The 18,439-nt window shown below is 65.5% G+C and carries 12 protein-coding genes; 9 read left to right on the top strand and 3 right to left on the bottom strand.

The window, feature by feature from the left end; translation table 11 throughout:
- The 5 genes from ACTRWG_RS17830 to ACTRWG_RS17810 form a co-directional block, all read left to right on the top strand.
- Positions 1 to 2,026: FAD-binding oxidoreductase (locus tag ACTRWG_RS17830; protein WP_462829725.1), on the top strand; the 2,026-nt coding region annotated here is incomplete at its 5' end.
- 145 nt (positions 2,027 to 2,171) lie between these two features.
- Positions 2,172 to 4,577 carry a GcvT family protein gene (locus ACTRWG_RS17825; RefSeq protein WP_462829724.1) on the top strand — a complete coding sequence of 802 codons (2,406 nt, stop codon included), beginning with the start codon at positions 2,172 to 2,174 and terminating at the stop codon, positions 4,575 to 4,577.
- Positions 4,578 to 4,581: 4 nt separating this feature from the next.
- Complete coding sequence (locus ACTRWG_RS17820; RefSeq protein ID WP_462829723.1) at positions 4,582 to 5,811, top strand: cytochrome P450; 1,230 nt, start codon at positions 4,582 to 4,584, stop codon at positions 5,809 to 5,811.
- Positions 5,808 to 7,349 (top strand): trimethylamine methyltransferase family protein, encoded by a 1,542-nt coding sequence (locus tag ACTRWG_RS17815; RefSeq protein ID WP_462829722.1) that lies wholly within the window; start codon positions 5,808 to 5,810, stop codon positions 7,347 to 7,349. The genes ACTRWG_RS17820 and ACTRWG_RS17815 overlap by 4 nt, the downstream gene beginning before the upstream one ends.
- A 1-nt stretch (position 7,350) precedes the next feature.
- Complete coding sequence (locus tag ACTRWG_RS17810) at positions 7,351 to 8,022, top strand: TetR/AcrR family transcriptional regulator (RefSeq protein WP_027233996.1); 672 nt, start codon at positions 7,351 to 7,353, stop codon at positions 8,020 to 8,022.
- A gap of 48 nt (positions 8,023 to 8,070) precedes the next feature.
- On the opposite strand, the gene speB is transcribed toward ACTRWG_RS17810, so the two are convergent.
- On the bottom strand, positions 8,071 to 9,036 hold the full coding sequence (gene speB / locus ACTRWG_RS17805) for an agmatinase (RefSeq protein ID WP_027233995.1): 966 nt from the start codon (positions 9,034 to 9,036) through the stop codon (positions 8,071 to 8,073).
- A gap of 129 nt (positions 9,037 to 9,165) precedes the next feature.
- Between speB and ACTRWG_RS17800 the strand changes: the two genes are divergently transcribed.
- The 4 genes from ACTRWG_RS17800 (at position 9,166) to ACTRWG_RS17785 (ending at position 14,973) form a co-directional block, all read left to right on the top strand.
- On the top strand, positions 9,166 to 10,071 hold the full coding sequence (locus ACTRWG_RS17800) for a LysR family transcriptional regulator (RefSeq protein ID WP_027233994.1): 906 nt from the start codon (positions 9,166 to 9,168) through the stop codon (positions 10,069 to 10,071).
- Between the two features lie 301 nt (positions 10,072 to 10,372).
- Entirely contained in the window at positions 10,373 to 11,881 is a 1,509-nt protein-coding gene (locus ACTRWG_RS17795) for an FMN-binding glutamate synthase family protein (RefSeq protein ID WP_027233993.1), read from the top strand.
- 36 nt (positions 11,882 to 11,917) lie between these two features.
- The gene (locus tag ACTRWG_RS17790) at positions 11,918 to 13,591 is read left to right on the top strand and encodes an acetolactate synthase large subunit (RefSeq protein WP_259959718.1); all 1,674 of its coding nucleotides are present in this window, start codon (positions 11,918 to 11,920) and stop codon (positions 13,589 to 13,591) included.
- Positions 13,588 to 14,973 (top strand): aldehyde dehydrogenase family protein, encoded by a 1,386-nt coding sequence (locus ACTRWG_RS17785; RefSeq protein ID WP_462829721.1) that lies wholly within the window; start codon positions 13,588 to 13,590, stop codon positions 14,971 to 14,973. The genes ACTRWG_RS17790 and ACTRWG_RS17785 overlap by 4 nt, the downstream gene beginning before the upstream one ends.
- A 63-nt stretch (positions 14,974 to 15,036) precedes the next feature.
- Here ACTRWG_RS17785 and ACTRWG_RS17780 read toward each other — a convergent pair whose 3' ends face one another.
- Both ACTRWG_RS17780 and ACTRWG_RS17775 read right to left on the bottom strand, forming a co-directional pair.
- Complete coding sequence (locus ACTRWG_RS17780) at positions 15,037 to 16,731, bottom strand: BCCT family transporter (protein ID WP_462829720.1); 1,695 nt, start codon at positions 16,729 to 16,731, stop codon at positions 15,037 to 15,039.
- A gap of 185 nt (positions 16,732 to 16,916) precedes the next feature.
- The gene (locus ACTRWG_RS17775; protein ID WP_027233989.1) at positions 16,917 to 18,338 is read right to left on the bottom strand and encodes a carnitine 3-dehydrogenase; all 1,422 of its coding nucleotides are present in this window, start codon (positions 18,336 to 18,338) and stop codon (positions 16,917 to 16,919) included.
- Positions 18,339 to 18,439: the final 101 nt, after the last annotated feature.

The raw sequence follows: 18,439 nt of genomic DNA, 5'->3' as shown, positions 1-18,439 counted from the left end.
CTCCCCCTTCCACGAAGGCGAACAGGAAATGCAGCACCGCGCCGGCAAGCGCGAGATGATGGAGACCTTTGGCCGCCGGGTGATCCGCTCCTTCATGCCGGACCAGCACCGGCTGTTTTATGCCCAGCTGCCGGTCCTGGCAGCGGGTGCCGTGGACAGCGAAGGCTGGCCCTGGGCAAGCCTGCTGGCCGGCCCGCCCGGTTTTGCCGCTTCGCCGGACCCGCAGCACCTGGATATCGCGCTGCAGCCGGATACCCGCGATCCGGTGCAGGCCGCGGTCCGCAAAGGCGCCGCGCTTGGGATGCTTGGGATCGAACTGCACAGCCGCCGCCGCAACCGGGTCAACGGCCGGGTGTCTGCCGCCGGACCTGATGGCTTTACGCTGCGGGTCGACCAGTCCTTCGGCAATTGCCCGCAATACATCCAGCTGCGCGGGCTGGAACCTGCAAAAGAACACGCCCCCGCTCAGCCTCAGCACTTCACAGATTTCGGCAGCAGCCACACCGCGCTGATCGCCGGGGCCGACATGTTCTTTGTCGCCAGCCACATCCCCGCCGCCAGCCGCCCGGAACGCGAAGGCGTCGATGTCTCGCACCGCGGCGGGCGGCCCGGCTTTGTCCGCATCGACGGCAACCGCCTGACCATCCCCGACTTCCCGGGCAACAACCACTTCAACACGCTGGGGAATTTCCTGCTGAACCCGCGCGCGGGCCTGGTGTTCCCGGATTTCACCACCGGCAGCCTGCTGCTGCTCACCGGCACTGTCGAGCTGCTGGACGAGACGCATCCGGAGGTCACCGCCTTCGACGGTGCTGAGCGCGGCTGGCGGTTCACCCTGCACAAGGGCACCTGGCTGGAAGGCATCCTGCCCCTGCGCGCCGAACGCGGTGCGTTTTCACCCAATACGCTGATGACCGGAACCTGGGCAGAGGCTGAGGCCCGCGCGCAGCTGGAACAGCAGCGCAGCACCTGGCGCCGCTACCGGGTGACCCGGACAGAGATGGAAAGCACCGTGATCCGATCCTTCTACCTGGAGCCGGAGGACGGCGGGCCGCTGCTGCCCTTTGAGGCCGGCCAGTTCCTGACCATCCGCATCACGCCGCCTGATGCACAAAAGCCGCTGGTGCGGACCTACACCGTGTCCTCCGCCCCCGGCGAGGGCCATTACCGCATCTCGGTCAAGCGCGAGGAGACCGGCACCGTGTCCCGCCACCTGCACGCCCATCTGCAAACGGGCGCGGTGATCGAGGCCAAGGCGCCCCGCGGCGGGTTCTTCCTCGACACCGCAGAGGACCGCCCCGCGGTCCTGATCGCCGGCGGGGTCGGCGTCACCCCGATGATCGCCATGGCGCGCCACGCCCTGCGCGAGGGGGTCCGCACCCGCCATCTGCGCCCGCTGACCATCCTGCACGCGGCCCGCACCCTGGGGGAGCGCGCCTTTGCCCGCGAGTTCCGCAGTCTTGAGCAGGCCTCCGGCGGCCAGATCCGCTATGTCTCGCTGATCAGCGCGCCCGCTGCGACGGACACGGCAGGCCGGGACTTCGATCTCACCGGACGGCTCACCGCAGACGTCCTGCAACAGGTGCTGCCGCCGGCGGACGCCGATATCTACCTCTGCGGCCCGGGCGGGTTCATGCAGGCGGCCTATGACGGGCTGCTGGGCCTTGGGGTCAAGGACGCTGACATCCATGCCGAGGCTTTCGGCCCCTCCGCGCTGAAACGCGCCACAGACACACCGAACCTCCAGGACGCTGTTCCCGAAGCAGACTCCGCCATCGTCCGCTTCAAAAAAACGGGCTTTGAACAGCCCTGGACCCCGGCGGACGGAACCCTTCTGGAACTGGCCGAACGCCACGGGCTGACGCCGGAGTTCAGCTGCCGTGCAGGCAATTGCGGCAGCTGCGCCACCCGGCTTCTCGCAGGCAAACTCGCCTACCGCACCCCGCCCTCCGCCGCGCCCGAGGACGGCAGCGCGCTGATCTGCTGCGCCGTTCCGGCAACGGGCACGATCGAGCTGGACCTCTGACCCTGTCCCGCGCCTGATACCGCCCCCGCAAGATTTCTCTGGACAAGACTGTCCAGGATAGCCGATGAATTGGACAATAATGTCCAAAGGGCGGATTCGGGGAGGCTCCCCGCTGACCCGGCGGTGTCAGACAGGGAGCAAAGCCATGAAGACGCACTATCGTGCCGTTGTCATCGGGGGCGGCGTTGTCGGCGCCTCTGTTCTTTATCACCTGACCAAATTCGGCTGGACCGACGTCTGCCTGATCGAACGCTCGGTGCTGACGGCAGGTTCCAGCTGGCACGCCGCGGGCGGCTTTCACGCGCTGAACGCGGACCCGAACATCGCCTCGCTGCAGGCCTATACCATCGACCTGTTGTCCGAGATCGAACAGGAATCCGGCCAGTCCGTCGGCATGCATATGACCGGCGGCATGACGCTGGCGGGCACACCCGACCGCTGGGAATGGCTGCAATCGGCTTACCGCACCTTCCAATCCATCGGCATCGACGACTGCCGCTTGATCACAGCGCAGGAAGCGGGCGAGCTGTGCCCGATCATGTCCACCGAGGGCATCCTCGGCGGCATGTGGGCCGACCGCGAAGGTTACGTTGACACCACCGGCACCGTCCACGCCTATACCGGGGCCGCCAGGAAACGCGGTGCGGAGGTGATAGAACACAACCGCGTGCTGGAGCTGCATCAGGTCGCGGGCGGCTGGCAGGTGGTGACCGAAAAGGGCACCATCCACGCCGAGCATGTGGTCAATGCCGCGGGCCTCTGGGCCAAGCAGGTGGGCCGCATGGCGGGCATCGAACTGGCGGTATCGCCGCTCAATCACCACTATCTGATCTCCGACACCATCCCCGAGCTGGAACAGCTCGATTTCGAGGTGCCGATGACCGTGGACCTGGAGGGCTTCACCTATATGCGGCAGGACCAGAAGGGAATCCTTCTGGGCATCTACGAGATCGACCACGAGCATTGGATGATGGACGGGGCCCCTTGGGAATACGGCTTCGAACTGCAGCAGGAAGACCCGGACCGCATCGAACGCGAACTCACCCTCGGCCTTGAACGCTACCCTGCGCTGCAAACCACTGGCGTCAAAACCTGGGTCAACGGCGCCTTCACCTTTGCGCCCGACGGCAACCCGCTGGTCGGCCCGGTGCGCGGCAAGCCCGGCTACTGGTGCGCCTGCGGCGTGATGGCGGGCTTCCTGCAGGGCGGCGGCGTTGGCAAGTCGCTGGCCGAATGGATGATCCACGGAGAGCCGGAGGCGGATGTCTTTGGCATGGATGTGGCCCGCTTCGGCGACTACGCCCAGAACAAGCGGTTCATCAAGGAAACCACCGGCCAGTTCTACACCCGCCGCTTCGTGATGACCTACCCGAATGAGCAATTGCCCGCAGGCCGCCCGCTGAGAAAGGCCCCCGCCTATGACGGCATGACCCGCGCAGGCTGCCGCTGGGGCGCCAGCTACGGGCTTGAAATCCCGCTCTATTTTGCGCCCTCGGAAGACTTCACCGAAACCCCGACCCTGAAACGCTCCAACGCCTTCGGCATCGTTGCGGACGAGTGCAAAGCGGTGCGCGAGGCTGTGGGCCTTTTGGACATCTCTGCCTTCTCCAGGTTCGAGGTCACGGGCACAGGCGCCGAGGCCTGGCTTGACCGTATCATGGCCTCAAAACTCCCCGCACCGGGCCGCGCCAAGCTGGCACCGATGCTGTCACCCGAAGGCCGCCTCAAGGGCGATCTGACCGTCTTCAACTGGGGCGATGGCAGCTGGTGGATCATGGGCAGCTACTACCTGCGCGAATGGCACCTGCGCTGGTTCCAGGACCACATGGGCGAGGGCGTCGGGGTGCGGGACGTGACCGATGCCGTCACCGGCTTCAGCCTCTCCGGGCCGAACAGCCGCAAGGTGCTGGAAAAACTGACAGACGGCCCCATCGCTGACCTGCCTTTCATGGGTTGCGGCACGTTCGACATCGGCATGCTGCGCCTCAAGGTCGGCCGCCTCTCGGTCGCGGGGGAACTGGGCTATGAGCTCCACTGCTCCGCCGCCGAACACATCACCCTGCGCGAAACCCTGCTGGAGGCTGGCGCGGACCTCGGCATCCGCGAGGTCGGCTTCAACGCGCTCCTGAGCCTGCGGCTGGAAAAGAGCTTTGGCATCTGGAGCGCCGAATTCACCCAAGGCTACACCGCCGCACAAACCGGCATGGACCGCTGGATCGACTGGGACAAGGACTTCATCGGCCGCGGCGCCGCGCTGAAGGAACGCGAGGCCGGCGGCCCGGCGCAGGTGCTGGTGACATTACAGGTGGACGCCACGGACGCCGACGCCAGCGGCTTTGAGCCGGTCTGGCAGGGCGATACCCGCGTCGGCTTTGTGACTTCCGGCGGCTATGGGCACACCGTGGGCAAATCGCTCGCCATGGCGATGGTGGACCGGGATGCAGCTGCGGAAGGCACCGAGCTGACCGTGCATATCGTCGGCCAGGAACTCGCCGCACGCGTGATTGCCCCCTCCCCATACGACCCCGTCGGCACGGCTATGCGGGTTTAACCCCATGTCCCTCCTGCATCAGTTCAACGCGCTCACCAGCCCGGAATTCAGGGCCGACCCTTATCCGGTTCTGGCCTTTATGCGGGAAGAACACCCGGTGTATCACCTGTCCCCGGGCCTGACTGACAGCTGGCACATCTTCCGCTACGAAGATGTGCGCCAGGTGCTGCTGTCGCCGGATGTCTTCTCTTCCGACCGCGGCCTGCAGGGCGGCGGCGACATGGCAGACGCCAACCTCAGCTTCCTGTTCAACAACATGATTTCCGCAAGCGGGGACAACCACCGCCGCCTGCGCATGATCGCCAACCGGGCCTTTATGGCCAAGGCGATCGAAGCCCTGCGCCCGGCAGTGCAGAAGGTGGTGAACAAACACATGGAGATCGCGCTGCAAACCGGGGATTTCGACCTGGTCGAGGATTTCGCCGCGCAAATCACCGTTGCCATGATCTGCGAGGTGCTGGGCCTGCCGCCCGAAGACATGGATCAGATCCGGCAATGGACCGCGGTGCTGGGCGACAACTCCGGCGCGGTCACCTGGCTGCCGGAGCTGGATCCGGCGCTGGCCGAGCGGGGGCGCTTGGCCGGAGAGGAGATGACTGCCTATTTCCGCGACTTCCTCTCGCGCCCCGGCTGGGGCGGCGAGGCACTGTTTGCCGCCTTCCGCAACGCCGGCCCGGAAGGCGAACAGCTCTCCGAAGCTGAATTGCTGTCGATGGCGATGCTGCTCTTGCTGGCGGGCAACGAGACCACAACCAACCTGATCACCAATTTCATGCGGCTGCTGGATGCTTTCCCGGTTCAGGCCGCCCGGCTGCGCGCGGACCCCGCCCTGGCCGATGGCGCGGTGGAGGAAACCCTGCGGATGCGCAACTCGATCCGCAATATCGACCGCTTTGCGCTGCAGGATGCGGAACTGCACGGCGTCACCATCCCCAAGGGCGCCCGCGTGGTGGTCTGGCTGACCGCCGCCAACCGCGACCCGGCGGTGTTTGATGACCCGGATGATTTCCAGCCGGACCGCAGCCCGAACCGGCACCTCGCCTTTGGCCAGGGAGCGCACATGTGCCTCGGTGCCGCGCTGGCGCGGATGGAAACCCGCATCGCCGCACACGCCATTCTCACCCGCACCAGCCGCGTTGAGCTGACCGCACCGCCGCAACTGGGCGTGAACGCGAATTTTGACAATGTGACGCGCCAGATGGTGCGCTTTCACCCAGCGGAGACCCCGGTATGACCCCTGAACCCTCTGCCCGGCGGCGCGGCCGTAAATCCGCTGCGGCCCAGGCCCCGAAACGCCAGGTGAACTACCGTCAGCTGAAGAACCCCTTTCCGCTGATGGAGGTTTTTCCGGCGCATCAGATCGCGGACATGCATGAAACCGCGCTGAACATACTGGAAGAGCTGGGCATGAAGGTGATGCTGCCGCAAGCGCGCCGGATTTATGCCAAGGGCGGCGCCCGCGTCGATGACGATGCGGAGATGGTCTATATCGGCCGCGATATGGTGGAGGCGGCACTGGCTACCGCCCCCCGCTCGATCACCTGCCGGGCAGGTGCGCGGGCGCGCGACATCACGCTGGAGCTGGGCAGCCTGGTGTTCCAGGCGGGTGCAGGCGCCCCCAATGCCACCGATCTGGAGCGCGGCCGCCGCCCCGGCTCAGCCCGGGATTACCTGGAATACCTGCAGCTTACCCATCACTTTGACGTCTTTCACATGATCTCCCCCCAAGTGGAGCCGCAGGACGTGCCGGTGCACCTGCGCCATTACTTCACCACCGAGGCGCAGATGACCCGGACGGACAAGTTCCCCTTCATCTTCTCGCGCGGCACGCCGCAGGTGATGGACTGTTTCGAGATGATCCGCGACTTCCGCGGGCTGACAGATGCGGAATTCATGGCGGAACCGCGCTGCTATACCATCATCAACACCAACAGCCCGCGCACGCTGGACATTCCGATGGCGCAAGGTCTGATCGACTTTGCCCGCCACGGGCAGGTTTCGATTGTCACCCCCTTCACACTGATGGGCGCAATGGCGCCGATCACGGTTGCCGGGGCCATCACCCTCAGCCATGCCGAGGTTCTGGCCGCCATCACCCTGACCCAGCTTGCCAAGCCCGGCGCGCCGGTGTGTTACGGCACCTTCACCTCCAACGTGGACATGAAATCCGGCGCGCCGGCCTTTGGCACGCCTGCGCATTTCCAGGCCTCGCTGGCGGCAGGCCAGCTGGCGCGCTTCCTCGGCCTGCCTTGGCGGTCCGCCGCAGGGTCGGCCTCGAATTGCAACGACGTGCAGGCCGCCAATGAAAACCAGATGGGCCTCTGGGGCTGCCTGATGGCGGGCGCCACCGTGATCATCCACGCGGCCGGCTGGCTGGAGGGCGGGTTGTCGGTCTCTTACGAAAAACTGATCACCGACGCCGAGGTTCTCAACATGATCGCCGAACTCTGTGCAGGCGCCCAGGCGGGGACGGAGGAAATCGGCTACGCCAGCGCGCTGTCGCAAGTGGAGCCGCAGGGGCATTTCTTTGCCGCGCCCCAGACGATGGAACGCTACAGCACAGCGTTCTACCAGCCGGTTGTGCATGACTACGCCAATTTCGGCACCTGGACCGATCGCGGCAGCCTGGATGCCAACAGCCGCGCCACCCGGGTCTGGAAGGACATCCTGGCCCATGATAACCGGCCCCAAACAGATGAAACCCGCGCTGAAGCGCTGCAAGCCTTCATCGCCAAACGCACCGCCGAGGGCGGCGCACCGCCGGAGAGCTGACATGGCCAGACGCGCCGCCCCCGTGCTGCACCGGGACAACCCGGACAAGGAACCGCTCAGCGGCCACGTGAAAGTCACCCCCGAGGACTGGCTGAACGTGGCCCGCGATCTTCTGGTCAGCGACGGGGTGGCGGGGGTCAAGGTGCTGGCCATCGGCGAGCGTCTGGGCGTCTCGCGTTCCAGCTTCTACTGGTACTTCAAAAGCCGCAAACACCTGCTGGAGGCGCTGCTGGACGATTGGGAGGCGCGCAACACCGCACCGGTCCTGACCCATTGCGAATTGCCAGCTGACAATATCACCTGGGCGGTCTGCAACTTCTTCCGCTGCTTCGTCGATCCAGCGCTGTTCGACGCGTCCTTGGACTTTGCGGTGCGCGAATGGTCGCGGCGCGACGGCAAGGTGCGCAACCGGATCGACGCGGCGGACGCGCTGCGGCTCAAGGCGGTGACCGCCATGTTCGAGCGCCACGGCTATACGCCCTATGAGGCCGACGCCCGTGCCCGTATCCTCTACTTCATGCAATGCGGCTACCACGCGCTGGAGGTGCGCGAGCCGATGCAGGCCCGCACCGCCCGGCTGGAGGGCTATCTGCTGGGATTCACCGGGGTGGAGCCCGACCCGGAGGCCGTGGCAGCCGCCCGGGCGTTTGCAGAAGGCAAGATGGACCGCTGATACGTCAGCCTCTGCCGCCCGGCCTGGCACAGCACCGGGAGCAGGCCCTTATCCCCTGTTGTGAAAAATGAAGCCGATGAAGTTCAGCAACAGCTGCGCGGCCAGGATCTGGGTGCTTTCGGAGGGGTCATAGGCCGGGGCGACCTCGACCAGGTCGATACCCGCCACATCGCCGCGCTTGGACAGGCCCTGCAGGATTTCCAGCACATCATAATACTGGAACCCGCCGTGGCTGGGGGTGCCGGTGCCGGGCGCGATCGAGGGGCAGAAGGCGTCAATGTCGATGGTCACATAATAGCGCGCACCTTTGGGGATGCGGTCCAGCACTGCCCCGGTGCCCAGCTTGCGCACCTGCCGCACTGACAGGATGTCAGAGCCGCGTTCACGCGCGTCAGCATAGCCTTCTCTGGCGGTGGAGGACACGTTGCGGATGCCCAGCTGGGTCATGCCGGAGACATAGTCCTTCTCGATCGCGCGGCGCATCGGGTTGCCGTGGCCGTCAGTGACGCCCTTGCGCTCGTCGACAAAGTCCAGATGCGCGTCGATCTGGACCACATGAATCGGGCCGTTTTTCGCGCAATCTTCCGCAAAGGCGCTGATGCAGGGGATATTGATCGAATGATCGCCGCCGATGGTCACCGGCAGCGCGCCTGCCTCCAGGATCTTCTTGACGCCGTATTCGATGTTGGCGTGGCTCTCTTCAGTCTTGGTGTGGATGATGTCGGCATCGCCCAGATCGACGATCCGCACATCCGCGCCCAGGTAGGTGGCGTCATCCTCGTGGTCATAAGCGCCGGCATGGCCGAAGCTGAACAGTGTCGAGGCCTCGCGCACCGCCCGCGGGCCAAAGCGGGCGCCGGAGCGGAACTGGCAGCCGAAGTCGAAGGGCGCGCCCAGGATCGCCACGTCGGCGTTGATGCTGTCCCAATCCTCCACATAGGGCTTCTTGCCGAAGGTGGCGATGCCGACAAAGGGCAGGTTCAGGCGGCCGGTTTCGTAACTGTGTGCAGACATCCGCGTCTCCATAGCCAGGTTTCAGGGCAGTTGAGCACGGACGCTTTCATGAAAGAATATCATGATGCTTATCGTCACATAAACGTTCTTAATGTATTACCGCCATGTCAGCCGGGGAGGATCAGCGCCATGAAACTGCTGCGCAACACGCTGCTGGAAACCTTTGTCACTGTTGCCGACTGCGGCGGGTTCTCTGACGCGCAATATGCGCTGGGGATCACCCAGCCGGCGATCAGCATCCGCATCCGCGACCTGGAAACCTCGCTCGGCTACCGGGTCTGCGAGCGCGGCCGCGGCGGTTTCCGCCTGACCGAAAGGGGCGAAATCGCCTACCGCAAGGCCCGCGAAATCCTGCGCAGCGCCCGCGATTTCGACGCCGAACTGCTGGAGCTGCGCGATGCCGTCACCGGCAGCCTGCGCATCGGCGTGGTGGACGCGGTCAGCAGCCTGCCCGGTCTCAACCTGCCGCGAGCGTTGCAGAAATTCCTCTCCCGCCCGAACGGCGTGCAGCTGGAAATCGTTGTCGCCCCGCCCTCAGACCTGACCCAGCAGCTGATCACCGGCGCGCTGCACGCGGCCATCGCGCCGTTCCGCAATCAGATTGCCGACCTGGCGTATGAGGCGCTGTGCAGCGAGGAGCACCGGCTGTATTGCGGCCAGGGCCACCCGCTGTTCACCCAGCCGCAGCACCAGGTCAGCCCGCAGGAGATCGCCCGGCACCCGCTTTGCCAGCGTTCCTATGACATGCTGGTTTCCCCCGACCTCGGCAGCCCCGACCCCCAGGCGGTGGTTGCCAATATGGAGGCGATGGCGATGCTGATCGAAACCGGCCATTACCTGGGCCCGCTGCCGGTGCATTATGCCGAAAGCCGGGTGCGCGCGGGCCGGCTGCGCGAGCTGAGCCATCCGCAGCTGCGCTGGCACTCGGCGTTTTCGCTCGCCACCCGGCGCAGCCAGGTCCACCGGCGCGCGGTGGAGCTGTTCGTCCAGGACGTCCGCACCGCCTGCCAGCCCGCGCCCGCCGCGTCCCAGTGACCTGCCTGCAGCCTGCCTGCGGCCTGTCTCCAGTCTGGACAACTTTCACCCCGCCGGCGCAGTATCCCGAACAGGAGCCACGCCTGCGCCGCAGGGCGGAACCAAACCGGCCTGCCAGCCGTTATCCTGTGGGCACGTCAGCCCCGCGGGCAGCCTGCCCTCACACCGCCGCCGGCGCGGCTCCTGAGGATGTGATCGGCCCGTGAATGCAATCGCGGCGGCCAATGCGCATTCTGTAACGGCATAAGCCAGGCGTGCGGAGCCAACCGCGCCGCCAGCCCCTGAAGGAGCGACAGAGACCATGTCCCAGATATCCAGCACCGTCCTGGCGCTGCTCGAATTCCTGTCATATGCGTTCATCTTCGCCATCGGGGCGGGCCTGTTGTGGCTGATCGTTCTGTATGTCCGCGACAAGACCCAGACCGACAGCACCCTGCGCCGCAACTACCCGGTGATCGCCCGCTTCCGCTATTTGTTCGAGCATCTGGGCGAGTTCTTCCGGCAGTATTTCTTTGCCCTCGACCGCGAGGAGATGCCGTTCAACCGCGCCGAACGCTCCTGGGTCTACCGCGCCGCAAAAAATGTGGATTCGACCATTGCCTTCGGCTCCACCCGCGATCTGCGGCGGCCCGGCACGATCTATTTCGCCAATTGCCCGTTCCCGTCGCTGTCGCATGAGGCCTCGCCCCCGGCCGAAATCACCATCGGCCCCTATGCGCGCCATCCCTACACCACGGCCTCGATCTTCAACATCTCCGGCATGAGCTATGGCGCCATTTCCGTCCCCGCGGTGCGGGCGCTGTCGTCTGGCGCCAAGAAGGCCGGCATATGGCTCAACACCGGCGAAGGCGGCCTGTCGCCCTACCATCTGGAAGGCGGCTGCGACCTCGTGTTCCAGATCGGCACCGGCAAATTCGGCGTGCGCAAGCCCGAAGGCGGCTTTGACGAGGACAAGCTGCGCGCGGTGGCCGCCCATGACACCGTCCGCATGTTTGAACTCAAGCTCAGCCAGGGCGCCAAGCCGGGCAAGGGCGGCATCCTGCCAGGCGCCAAGGTGACACAGGAAATCGCCGAAATCCGCGGCCTCACCCCCGGCGAGGACGCAATCAGCCCCAACCGCCACCCGGAAATCGACTGCGTCGGCGACCTGTTGGACATGATCGCTTATGTCCGCGAGGTGACCGGCAAGCCGGTGGGCTTCAAGGCGGTGCTGGGCGCCTATGGCTTTACCGAGGGGCTCTGCCAGGAAATCCTCTCCCGCGGGATCGAAAGCGCCCCGGATTTCATCACCATCGACAGCGCCGACGGCGGCACCGGCGCCGCCCCCATGAGCCTGATCGACAACATGGGGATGCCGCTGCGCGAAAGCCTGCCGCTGACCATCGACACCCTGATCCGCTATGGCCTGCGCGACCGGATCAAGGTCTGCGCCAGCGGCAAGCTGATCAACCCGTCAGAGGTCGCCTGGGCATTCTGCGCCGGGGCCGATTTCGTCAACTCCGCCCGCGGGTTCATGTTTGCGCTCGGCTGCATCCAGGCCCTGCAGTGCAACAAGAACACCTGCCCCACCGGCATCACCACCCACGACCGCAGGCTGCAGTTCGGCCTCGACCCGGCCAGCAAATCGGAACGCGTCGCCTGTTACGCCCAAAACATGAAAAAGGAAGCCGGCATCATCGCCCACAGCTGCGGCGTGGCAGAGCCGCGGCTGCTCAAACGCTACCACGCCCGCATCGTGCTGGATAACGGCCGTTCCGTCTCGATGGATGAGCTGTATCCGACGCCGGAACAGCAGCACGCCGCGCAGTAAGCCGCCCCCAAGACCTTTTAACCAACAGGAGCCCCCATGCCCGACACTCATCCCTCCGCTTCAGCTCCGTCCAAAGCCTCCGATCTGCTTGTTGCCGCGCTGGAGAGGGAAGGCGTCGAGTACATCTTTGCCGTCCCCGGCGAGGAGAACCTCGACCTGCTGGAATCCCTGCGCACCTCCAGCATCGAACTGGTGCTGACCCGCCACGAGCAGGGCGCGGGCTTCATGGCGGCGACCTATGGCCGCCTGACCGGCAAGGCGGGGGTGTGCATGGCAACGCTTGGCCCCGGCGCCACCAACCTGGCCACCGCCGCCGCCTATGCCCACCTGGGGGCGATGCCGCTGATCATGATCACCGGGCAAAAGCCGATCAAGAAGTCGAAACAGGGCCAGTTCCAGATCATCGACATCGTCAACCTGTTCGACCCGATCTGCAAGATGTCCAAGCAGATCGTGCACGGCAACACCATCCCGTCGCTGATCCGCGAGGCTTTCCGCACCGCCGAGGAGGAACGCCCCGGCGCCGTGCTGCTGGAACTGCCTGAGGATATCGCGGCCGAGGAAACCGACACCTCTGTCCTGCAGCCCCACCCGCGCCATTACGCGGTGGCGGGCGACGAGGTGCTGAACGAGGCAGCGGAAATGATCCGCAGTGCCAAGATGCCGCTGCTGCTGGTCGGGGCGGGCGCCAACCGGCGCAAGGCCCGCTCCGCGCTCTGCGATTTCACCGACCTGATCCAGATCCCTTTCTTCAACACCCAGATGGGCAAGGGCGTGGTCGACGAACGCTCTGACCTGTTCCTGGGCACTGCGGCGCTGTCGGACGGCGACTATCTGCACTGCGCCATCGACCGCGCCGACCTGATCATCAACGTCGGCCACGACGTGGTCGAAAAACCGCCCTTCTTCATGGAGGAAGGCGGCACCAAGGTGATCCATGTGAATTACAAGGCGGCGCAGGTCGACCGGGTCTATTTCCCGCAGCTGGAGGTGGTTGGCGATCTGGCCCAATCCATCACCCGGCTGGGCAAGATCCTGGGCGGCCCGCTGGATTTCGACCGCAGCTATTTTGAGCGCGTCAAGCGGGAGACCGACGAACATATCTCCGAAGGCGCCGATGACGGGCGCTTCCCGGTGATCCCGCAGCGGCTGGTGGCCGACACCCGCAAGGTGATGGACGAATGCGACATCATCGCGCTGGACAATGGCATCTACAAGCTGTGGTACGCCCGCAACTACAAGGCCTATCAGCCCAACACCGTTTTGCTGGACAACGCGCTGGCGACTATGGGCGCAGGGCTGTCCTCGGCGATGATGGCGGCCAAGCTGAACCCGGACCGCCGGGTGATGGCGATCTGCGGCGACGGCGGCTTTATGATGAACAGCCAGGAGCTGGAAACCGCTGTCCGCCTTGGCCTCAATCTGGTGGTGACGGTGCTGAACGACAGCGCCTATGGCATGATCCGCTGGAAACAGGCGCACGCCGGCTTCGGCGACTGGGGGCTGGAGTTCAACAACCCCGATTTTGTCCAGTACGCCGGCAGCTACGGCGCCACCGGCCACCGGATCGAGCGCACTGAAGACCTGCTGCCCACGTTCCGCAAGGCCTTTGACGCAGGCGGCGTGCATCTGATCGACGTGCCGGTCGACTACAGCGAAAACCAGCGCGTGCTGATCGAGGAACTGGCCGACAAGGTGTGCCTGATATGACCAATGCCGTAGACGTCGTGAACCCGTTCAGCCTGGAACGCATCGGCACGGTCGAGACCAGCGATTGGGACCGGATCGACGCGATGCTGGACACCGCACACGGGCTGTTCCGCAACCGCGATGCCTGGCTGCCCGCCTACCAGCGCATAGAGATCCTCAGGAAAACCGCCCGGCTGATGGAGGACCGCTTTGACGAGCTCGCCCTGCTGATCGCCAGCGAGGGTGGCAAACCGCTGGTCGACGCCAAGGTGGAGGTCAAACGCGCCATCGACGGGGTCGAACTCTGCGTGCATGAGATCGGCCAGATGACGGGCACCGAAATCCCGATGGACCTGACCGAGGCCGGATCAGGCCGCATCGCCTTTACCCAGCGCGAGCCGACCGGCGTGGTGGTGGCCGCCAGTGCCTTCAACCACCCGCTGAACCTGATCGTGCATCAGGTCGCGCCCGCCGTCGCCACCGGCTGCCCGGTGATCGTCAAGCCCGCGCAGGACACGCCGCTGTCCTGCCAGGCCTTTGTCGGCATCCTGCACGAGGCCGGGCTGCCGCAGGACTGGTGCCGCGATGTGGTCTGCTCCAACACGGTGGCGGAGATGATGATCACCGACCCGCGCGTGGGCTTCTTCTCCTTCATCGGCTCCGCCCGCGTCGGCTGGATGCTGCGCTCCAAGCTCGCCCCCGGCACCCGCTGCGCCCTGGAACATGGCGGTGCCGCGCCAGTGATCGTGGCCGAGGACGCACAGATCGACTCGATGATCCCGCTCTTGGCCAAGGGCGGTTTCTACCACTCGGGCCAGGTCTGCGTCTCGGTCCAGCGGGTGTTTGCCCCCGCCGCAAAGGCCGAAGAGATCGCGCAGAAACTGGCAGAGGCGGCACAGGCATTGAAAGTGGGCGACGCCACCGACCCCAGCGTCGATTGCGGCCCGCTGATCCGCCCCGCCGAAGTCGACCGGGTCGAGGAGTGGGTGAAGGAAGCCGTCGACGGCGGTGCCAGGGTGCTGGCCGGCGGCAAGCGGCTGGGCGAGACCACCTATGCCGCCACCGTGCTGCTGGACCCGCCCGCGGACGCCCGTGTCTCGCAGCAGGAAATTTTCGGCCCGGTGATCTGCGTCTACAGCACGGACAGCATCCCGCAGGCCATCGGGACTGCCAACAGCCTGCCCTATGCCTTCCAGGCTGCGGTCTTCACCCAAAACCTGAACACCGCGATGCAGGCGGTGCGCGGGCTGGATGCCACCGCCGTCATGGTCAACGACCACACTGCCTTCCGCGTCGACTGGATGCCCTTCGCCGGCCGCCGCCAGTCCGGCTACAACACCGGCGGCATCGGCTACACCATGCATGACATGACCCAGGACAAGATGGCGGTGATCAAGCTCTGACAAAACGCCTGCGCCGGGCCCTTCAAAGGCCCGGCGCATTTCCGTTCAGCATGGGGATCCGCCTTAGGCGGTCAGATCCTGCGTCAGATGGGTGCCATCCGGCGTTGCCACCGGCTCCGCTTTGATCGGCGCGACCGAGGGATCCTCGCGCAGCGATTTGCACAGGCCCCAGACCATCGCGATGAGCAGGAAGGAGATCGGAAAGGCGGTCGCAATCAGCGCCGTCTGCAGCGCGCTCAGCCCGCCCGACATCAGCAGCGCGATGGCGGTCGCGCCAATCCCGGCCCCCCAGATGACGCGGAACTTGTTCGGCGGGTTCTCGTCGCCCATCGACAGCATGGTGGTGATCACCAGCGTGCCGGAATCCGCCGAGGTCACGAACCAGCTGACCAGCAGCACCGTCGCCAGCAGCGACAGCGGCCAGGCGGTCCAGCTCATATCGCCCATCCAGGACGTCTGGCCGATATTGGCAATGGTGCCGTAAAGCGCCCCGGGCAGTTCCCAGTTGCGGACGGTGGCAATGACGCCCGCGCCGCCGTCAGCCGCCGGGCCGCCCGCCATGTGCATTTCCTGCCAGATCGCGGTGCCGCCGAAGATGCACAGCCAGAAGAACACCGCCACGGTCGGCACGCACAGCACCCCGACCATGAACGCGCGGATGGTGCGGCCATAGGAAATGCGGGCGATGAAAATGCCCACCAGCGGCGCCCAGGCGATCCACCAGCCCCAATAGAAGATGGTCCAGCCGCCCTGCCAGGCGACATCCGGCGCTTCGGTCGCGGTCCAGAACCCCATCGGAATGAAGTTCCACAGGTAGTCCCCCAGCGAAGTGATGAAGAACGCCATCAGCCACTGCCCCGGCCCCATCACCACAAAGGCCAGCAGCAGCGCGATCGACAGCCAGATGTTCCACTCGGAAATCAGCCGGATTCCACGCGCCACGCCAGAGACGGTCGAGGCCGTGGCAATGACCGACACGATCACGATCAGCACGATCTTCAGCGTCAGCGTCACCTCCAGCCCGAACAGCACGTTCAGCCCGGTGGCAATCTGGGTGGACCCCAGCCCCAGCGAGGTGGCAATCCCGAAGACAGAGCCGAACACCGCCAGCAGATCCACCAGATGCCCCCAGGGGCCATAGATCCGCTCGCCCAGGATCGGGTACAGCGTCGAGCGCATGGTCAGCGGCAGCTTCTTGCGGAACCCGAAATAGGCCAGGCACAGCCCGACCAGCACATACAGCGCCCAGCCATGGAAGCCCCAGTGGAAGAAGGCCACCCGCATCGCATCCCGGGCGCGCAGCATGTCCATCTCCGTGTGGCCCGCCATATCGGCATGCGGGTTGTTCGGATAGCCGAAGGCACCGGAGTTGTCGAAATAGAAGATCGGCTCAGCCACGCCGAAGAACAGGATGCCAACCCCGATCCCGGCCGAGAACAGCATCGCAAACCAGCTGAAGTTGCCGAACTCGGGGCGCGAGTCGTCGTCGCCCAGCCGCAGCTTGCCGAACTTCGAGGCCATCAGCCAGAAACAGAAAAACATGATGCCGATCAGCAGCGAAATGTAATACCAGCTGAACCAGCCTTCGATCCAGGCACGCACCGACTTGTACAGGCCGCCCGCCAGATCCACGTTCAAAACGGTGAAGATGACGAAAAACGCGATCATCCCCTTCGCCGCCGTGCCCATCCCCGGGTGAAGACCGGCGAAAAAACCGGACTTCGCCACCAGGTGGCTGTTGGAATTGCTCTCAGACATTTGGTCCTCCCTTGACCCTGTTCCGATGCCCCCGGGGATCCTCCGCCGCGGGGGCTGCCCGGCTGACCGGGCTGCCAAATTCCGGCCGTCCCCTGCGGCCGCAGTTCAAAAATTGCGGGCCGGATCGGGGAGGATGCCCGGCCCGCAAAGGAAAACCGGCAGCCCGCACGCCGCCGGTTTCCAAATCATCCGCGCTGGCCGACGTGGCGCCCGGCGCCCTCCGGCAGCGGCAGCCCGGCATGGGCCGCGGCATAGGAGGCCAGCTTGTCCGCCACCTCCGGCGACGGCAGCGAGGTGCCGCGCGCGTTCAGGTCCATGTGCAAGAGCAGGGTTTCCACGGTCGCTGCCAGCGTGCCCTCGGGGCCGGACAGGCGGTGAAACAGATGCATCTTCTTGCCTTCGCCCGTCAGCACCTGGGTGGTTACTTTCAGCGCATCGCCCTCGTGCAGCTCATCCAGAAAGCGCACGTGGTTCTCGACGGTGAAATAGCTGCCGCCCGCGGCAATGTACGCCGCATCGCAGCCGATCATCTCCATGAACCGGTCGGTCGCCTGGGCTGAGGCCTCGGTGTAATGCGCCTCGTTCATGTGGCCGTTGTAATCGGTCCAGCTCTGCGGCACCGGGCGGCTGACAGTAACCGGCAGCTCCACCGCGTCCGGCACGGGCAGCGTGGCCTCATGGCTGTTGATCACACCGCCAGCGCCGCTGCCGGATTTCTTCAGCGCCCGCATCATGCCGACCAGGTTGTCATCCCGCAGCCGCTCCAGCGCGCGGATCGGCATGTGGCCCGATTGCGCATCCGACTGGCCCGCGATCAGATCCACCAGCTCCCCGGTGAACTCCGGCACATCCATCAGTTTGGTCCAGGGCCATTTCAGGGCCGGGCCGAACTGCGCCATAAAATGCTTCATGCCCGCCTCGCCGCCGGCAATCCGGTAGGTCTCGAACAATCCCATCTGCGCCCACCGCAGGCCAAAGCCCATGCGGATCGATTCATCCAGTTCCTCGGTGGTGCAGATGCCGTCCTTGATCAGCCACAGCCCCTCGCGCCAGACCGCCTCCAGCAGACGGTCGGCAATATGCGCGTCGATCTCCTTGCGCACGGTCAGCGGGTACATCCCCACTTCGCGCAGCAGGCCAGAGGCCTGCGCGCAGGTCTCCGCATCCCCCACCAGCTCGACCAGCGGCAGCAGGTAAACCGGGTTGAACGGATGCGCGACTACAACGCGGGCCCCCTCGGCGTTCAGCTCCGACGGCTTGAAACCGCTGGTAGACGAGCCGATCACCGCGCTTTCCGGCGCGTGCGCCTGGACCTGCGCGTGGATCTTGTGTTTCAAGTCCAGCCGCTCCGGCACGCTTTCCTGAACCCAGGCCGCATTTGCCACCGCTTCCGCCATCTCCGAATGGAAGGTCAGTTCGCCCTCGGCCGGCAGCGCCTTGTCATAAAGCGAGGGCAGCGAGCGGCGGGCATTGGCCAGCACTTCGCCGATCTTGCGCTCCGCTTCCGGGTCCGGGTCGAACACCCGCACCTTCCAGCCGTTGAGCAGGAACCGCGCGGCCCAGCCGCCCCCGATCACGCCGCCGCCGATGATTGCTGCTGTTTTCATCTGATGTCCTTTACAAAACGCCCGGCTCTTCTTCTGGCCGAAAATATCCTGGGGGTTTGGGGGCCAGCCCCCAATCTACCCCTTTTGCCGCAGCGCAGCGG

Source organism: Leisingera sp. G5_S3_59_S7, assembly GCF_054968485.1.
This window is presented reverse-complemented; position numbering and strand designations above follow the sequence as displayed.

Coding starts and splice junctions, on each gene's coding strand:
- ACTRWG_RS17780 (WP_462829720.1), bottom strand. CDS start 16,731: ATGTCTGAGAGCAATTCCAACAGCCACCTGGTGGCGAAGTCCGGTTTT.
- ACTRWG_RS17795 (WP_027233993.1), top strand. CDS start 10,373: ATGTCCCAGATATCCAGCACCGTCCTGGCGCTGCTCGAATTCCTGTCA.
- ACTRWG_RS17825 (WP_462829724.1), top strand. CDS start 2,172: ATGAAGACGCACTATCGTGCCGTTGTCATCGGGGGCGGCGTTGTCGGC.
- ACTRWG_RS17815 (WP_462829722.1), top strand. CDS start 5,808: ATGACCCCTGAACCCTCTGCCCGGCGGCGCGGCCGTAAATCCGCTGCG.
- ACTRWG_RS17785 (WP_462829721.1), top strand. CDS start 13,588: ATGACCAATGCCGTAGACGTCGTGAACCCGTTCAGCCTGGAACGCATC.
- ACTRWG_RS17820 (WP_462829723.1), top strand. CDS start 4,582: ATGTCCCTCCTGCATCAGTTCAACGCGCTCACCAGCCCGGAATTCAGG.
- ACTRWG_RS17790 (WP_259959718.1), top strand. CDS start 11,918: ATGCCCGACACTCATCCCTCCGCTTCAGCTCCGTCCAAAGCCTCCGAT.
- speB (WP_027233995.1), bottom strand. CDS start 9,036: ATGTCTGCACACAGTTACGAAACCGGCCGCCTGAACCTGCCCTTTGTC.
- ACTRWG_RS17800 (WP_027233994.1), top strand. CDS start 9,166: ATGAAACTGCTGCGCAACACGCTGCTGGAAACCTTTGTCACTGTTGCC.
- ACTRWG_RS17775 (WP_027233989.1), bottom strand. CDS start 18,338: ATGAAAACAGCAGCAATCATCGGCGGCGGCGTGATCGGGGGCGGCTGG.
- ACTRWG_RS17810 (WP_027233996.1), top strand. CDS start 7,351: ATGGCCAGACGCGCCGCCCCCGTGCTGCACCGGGACAACCCGGACAAG.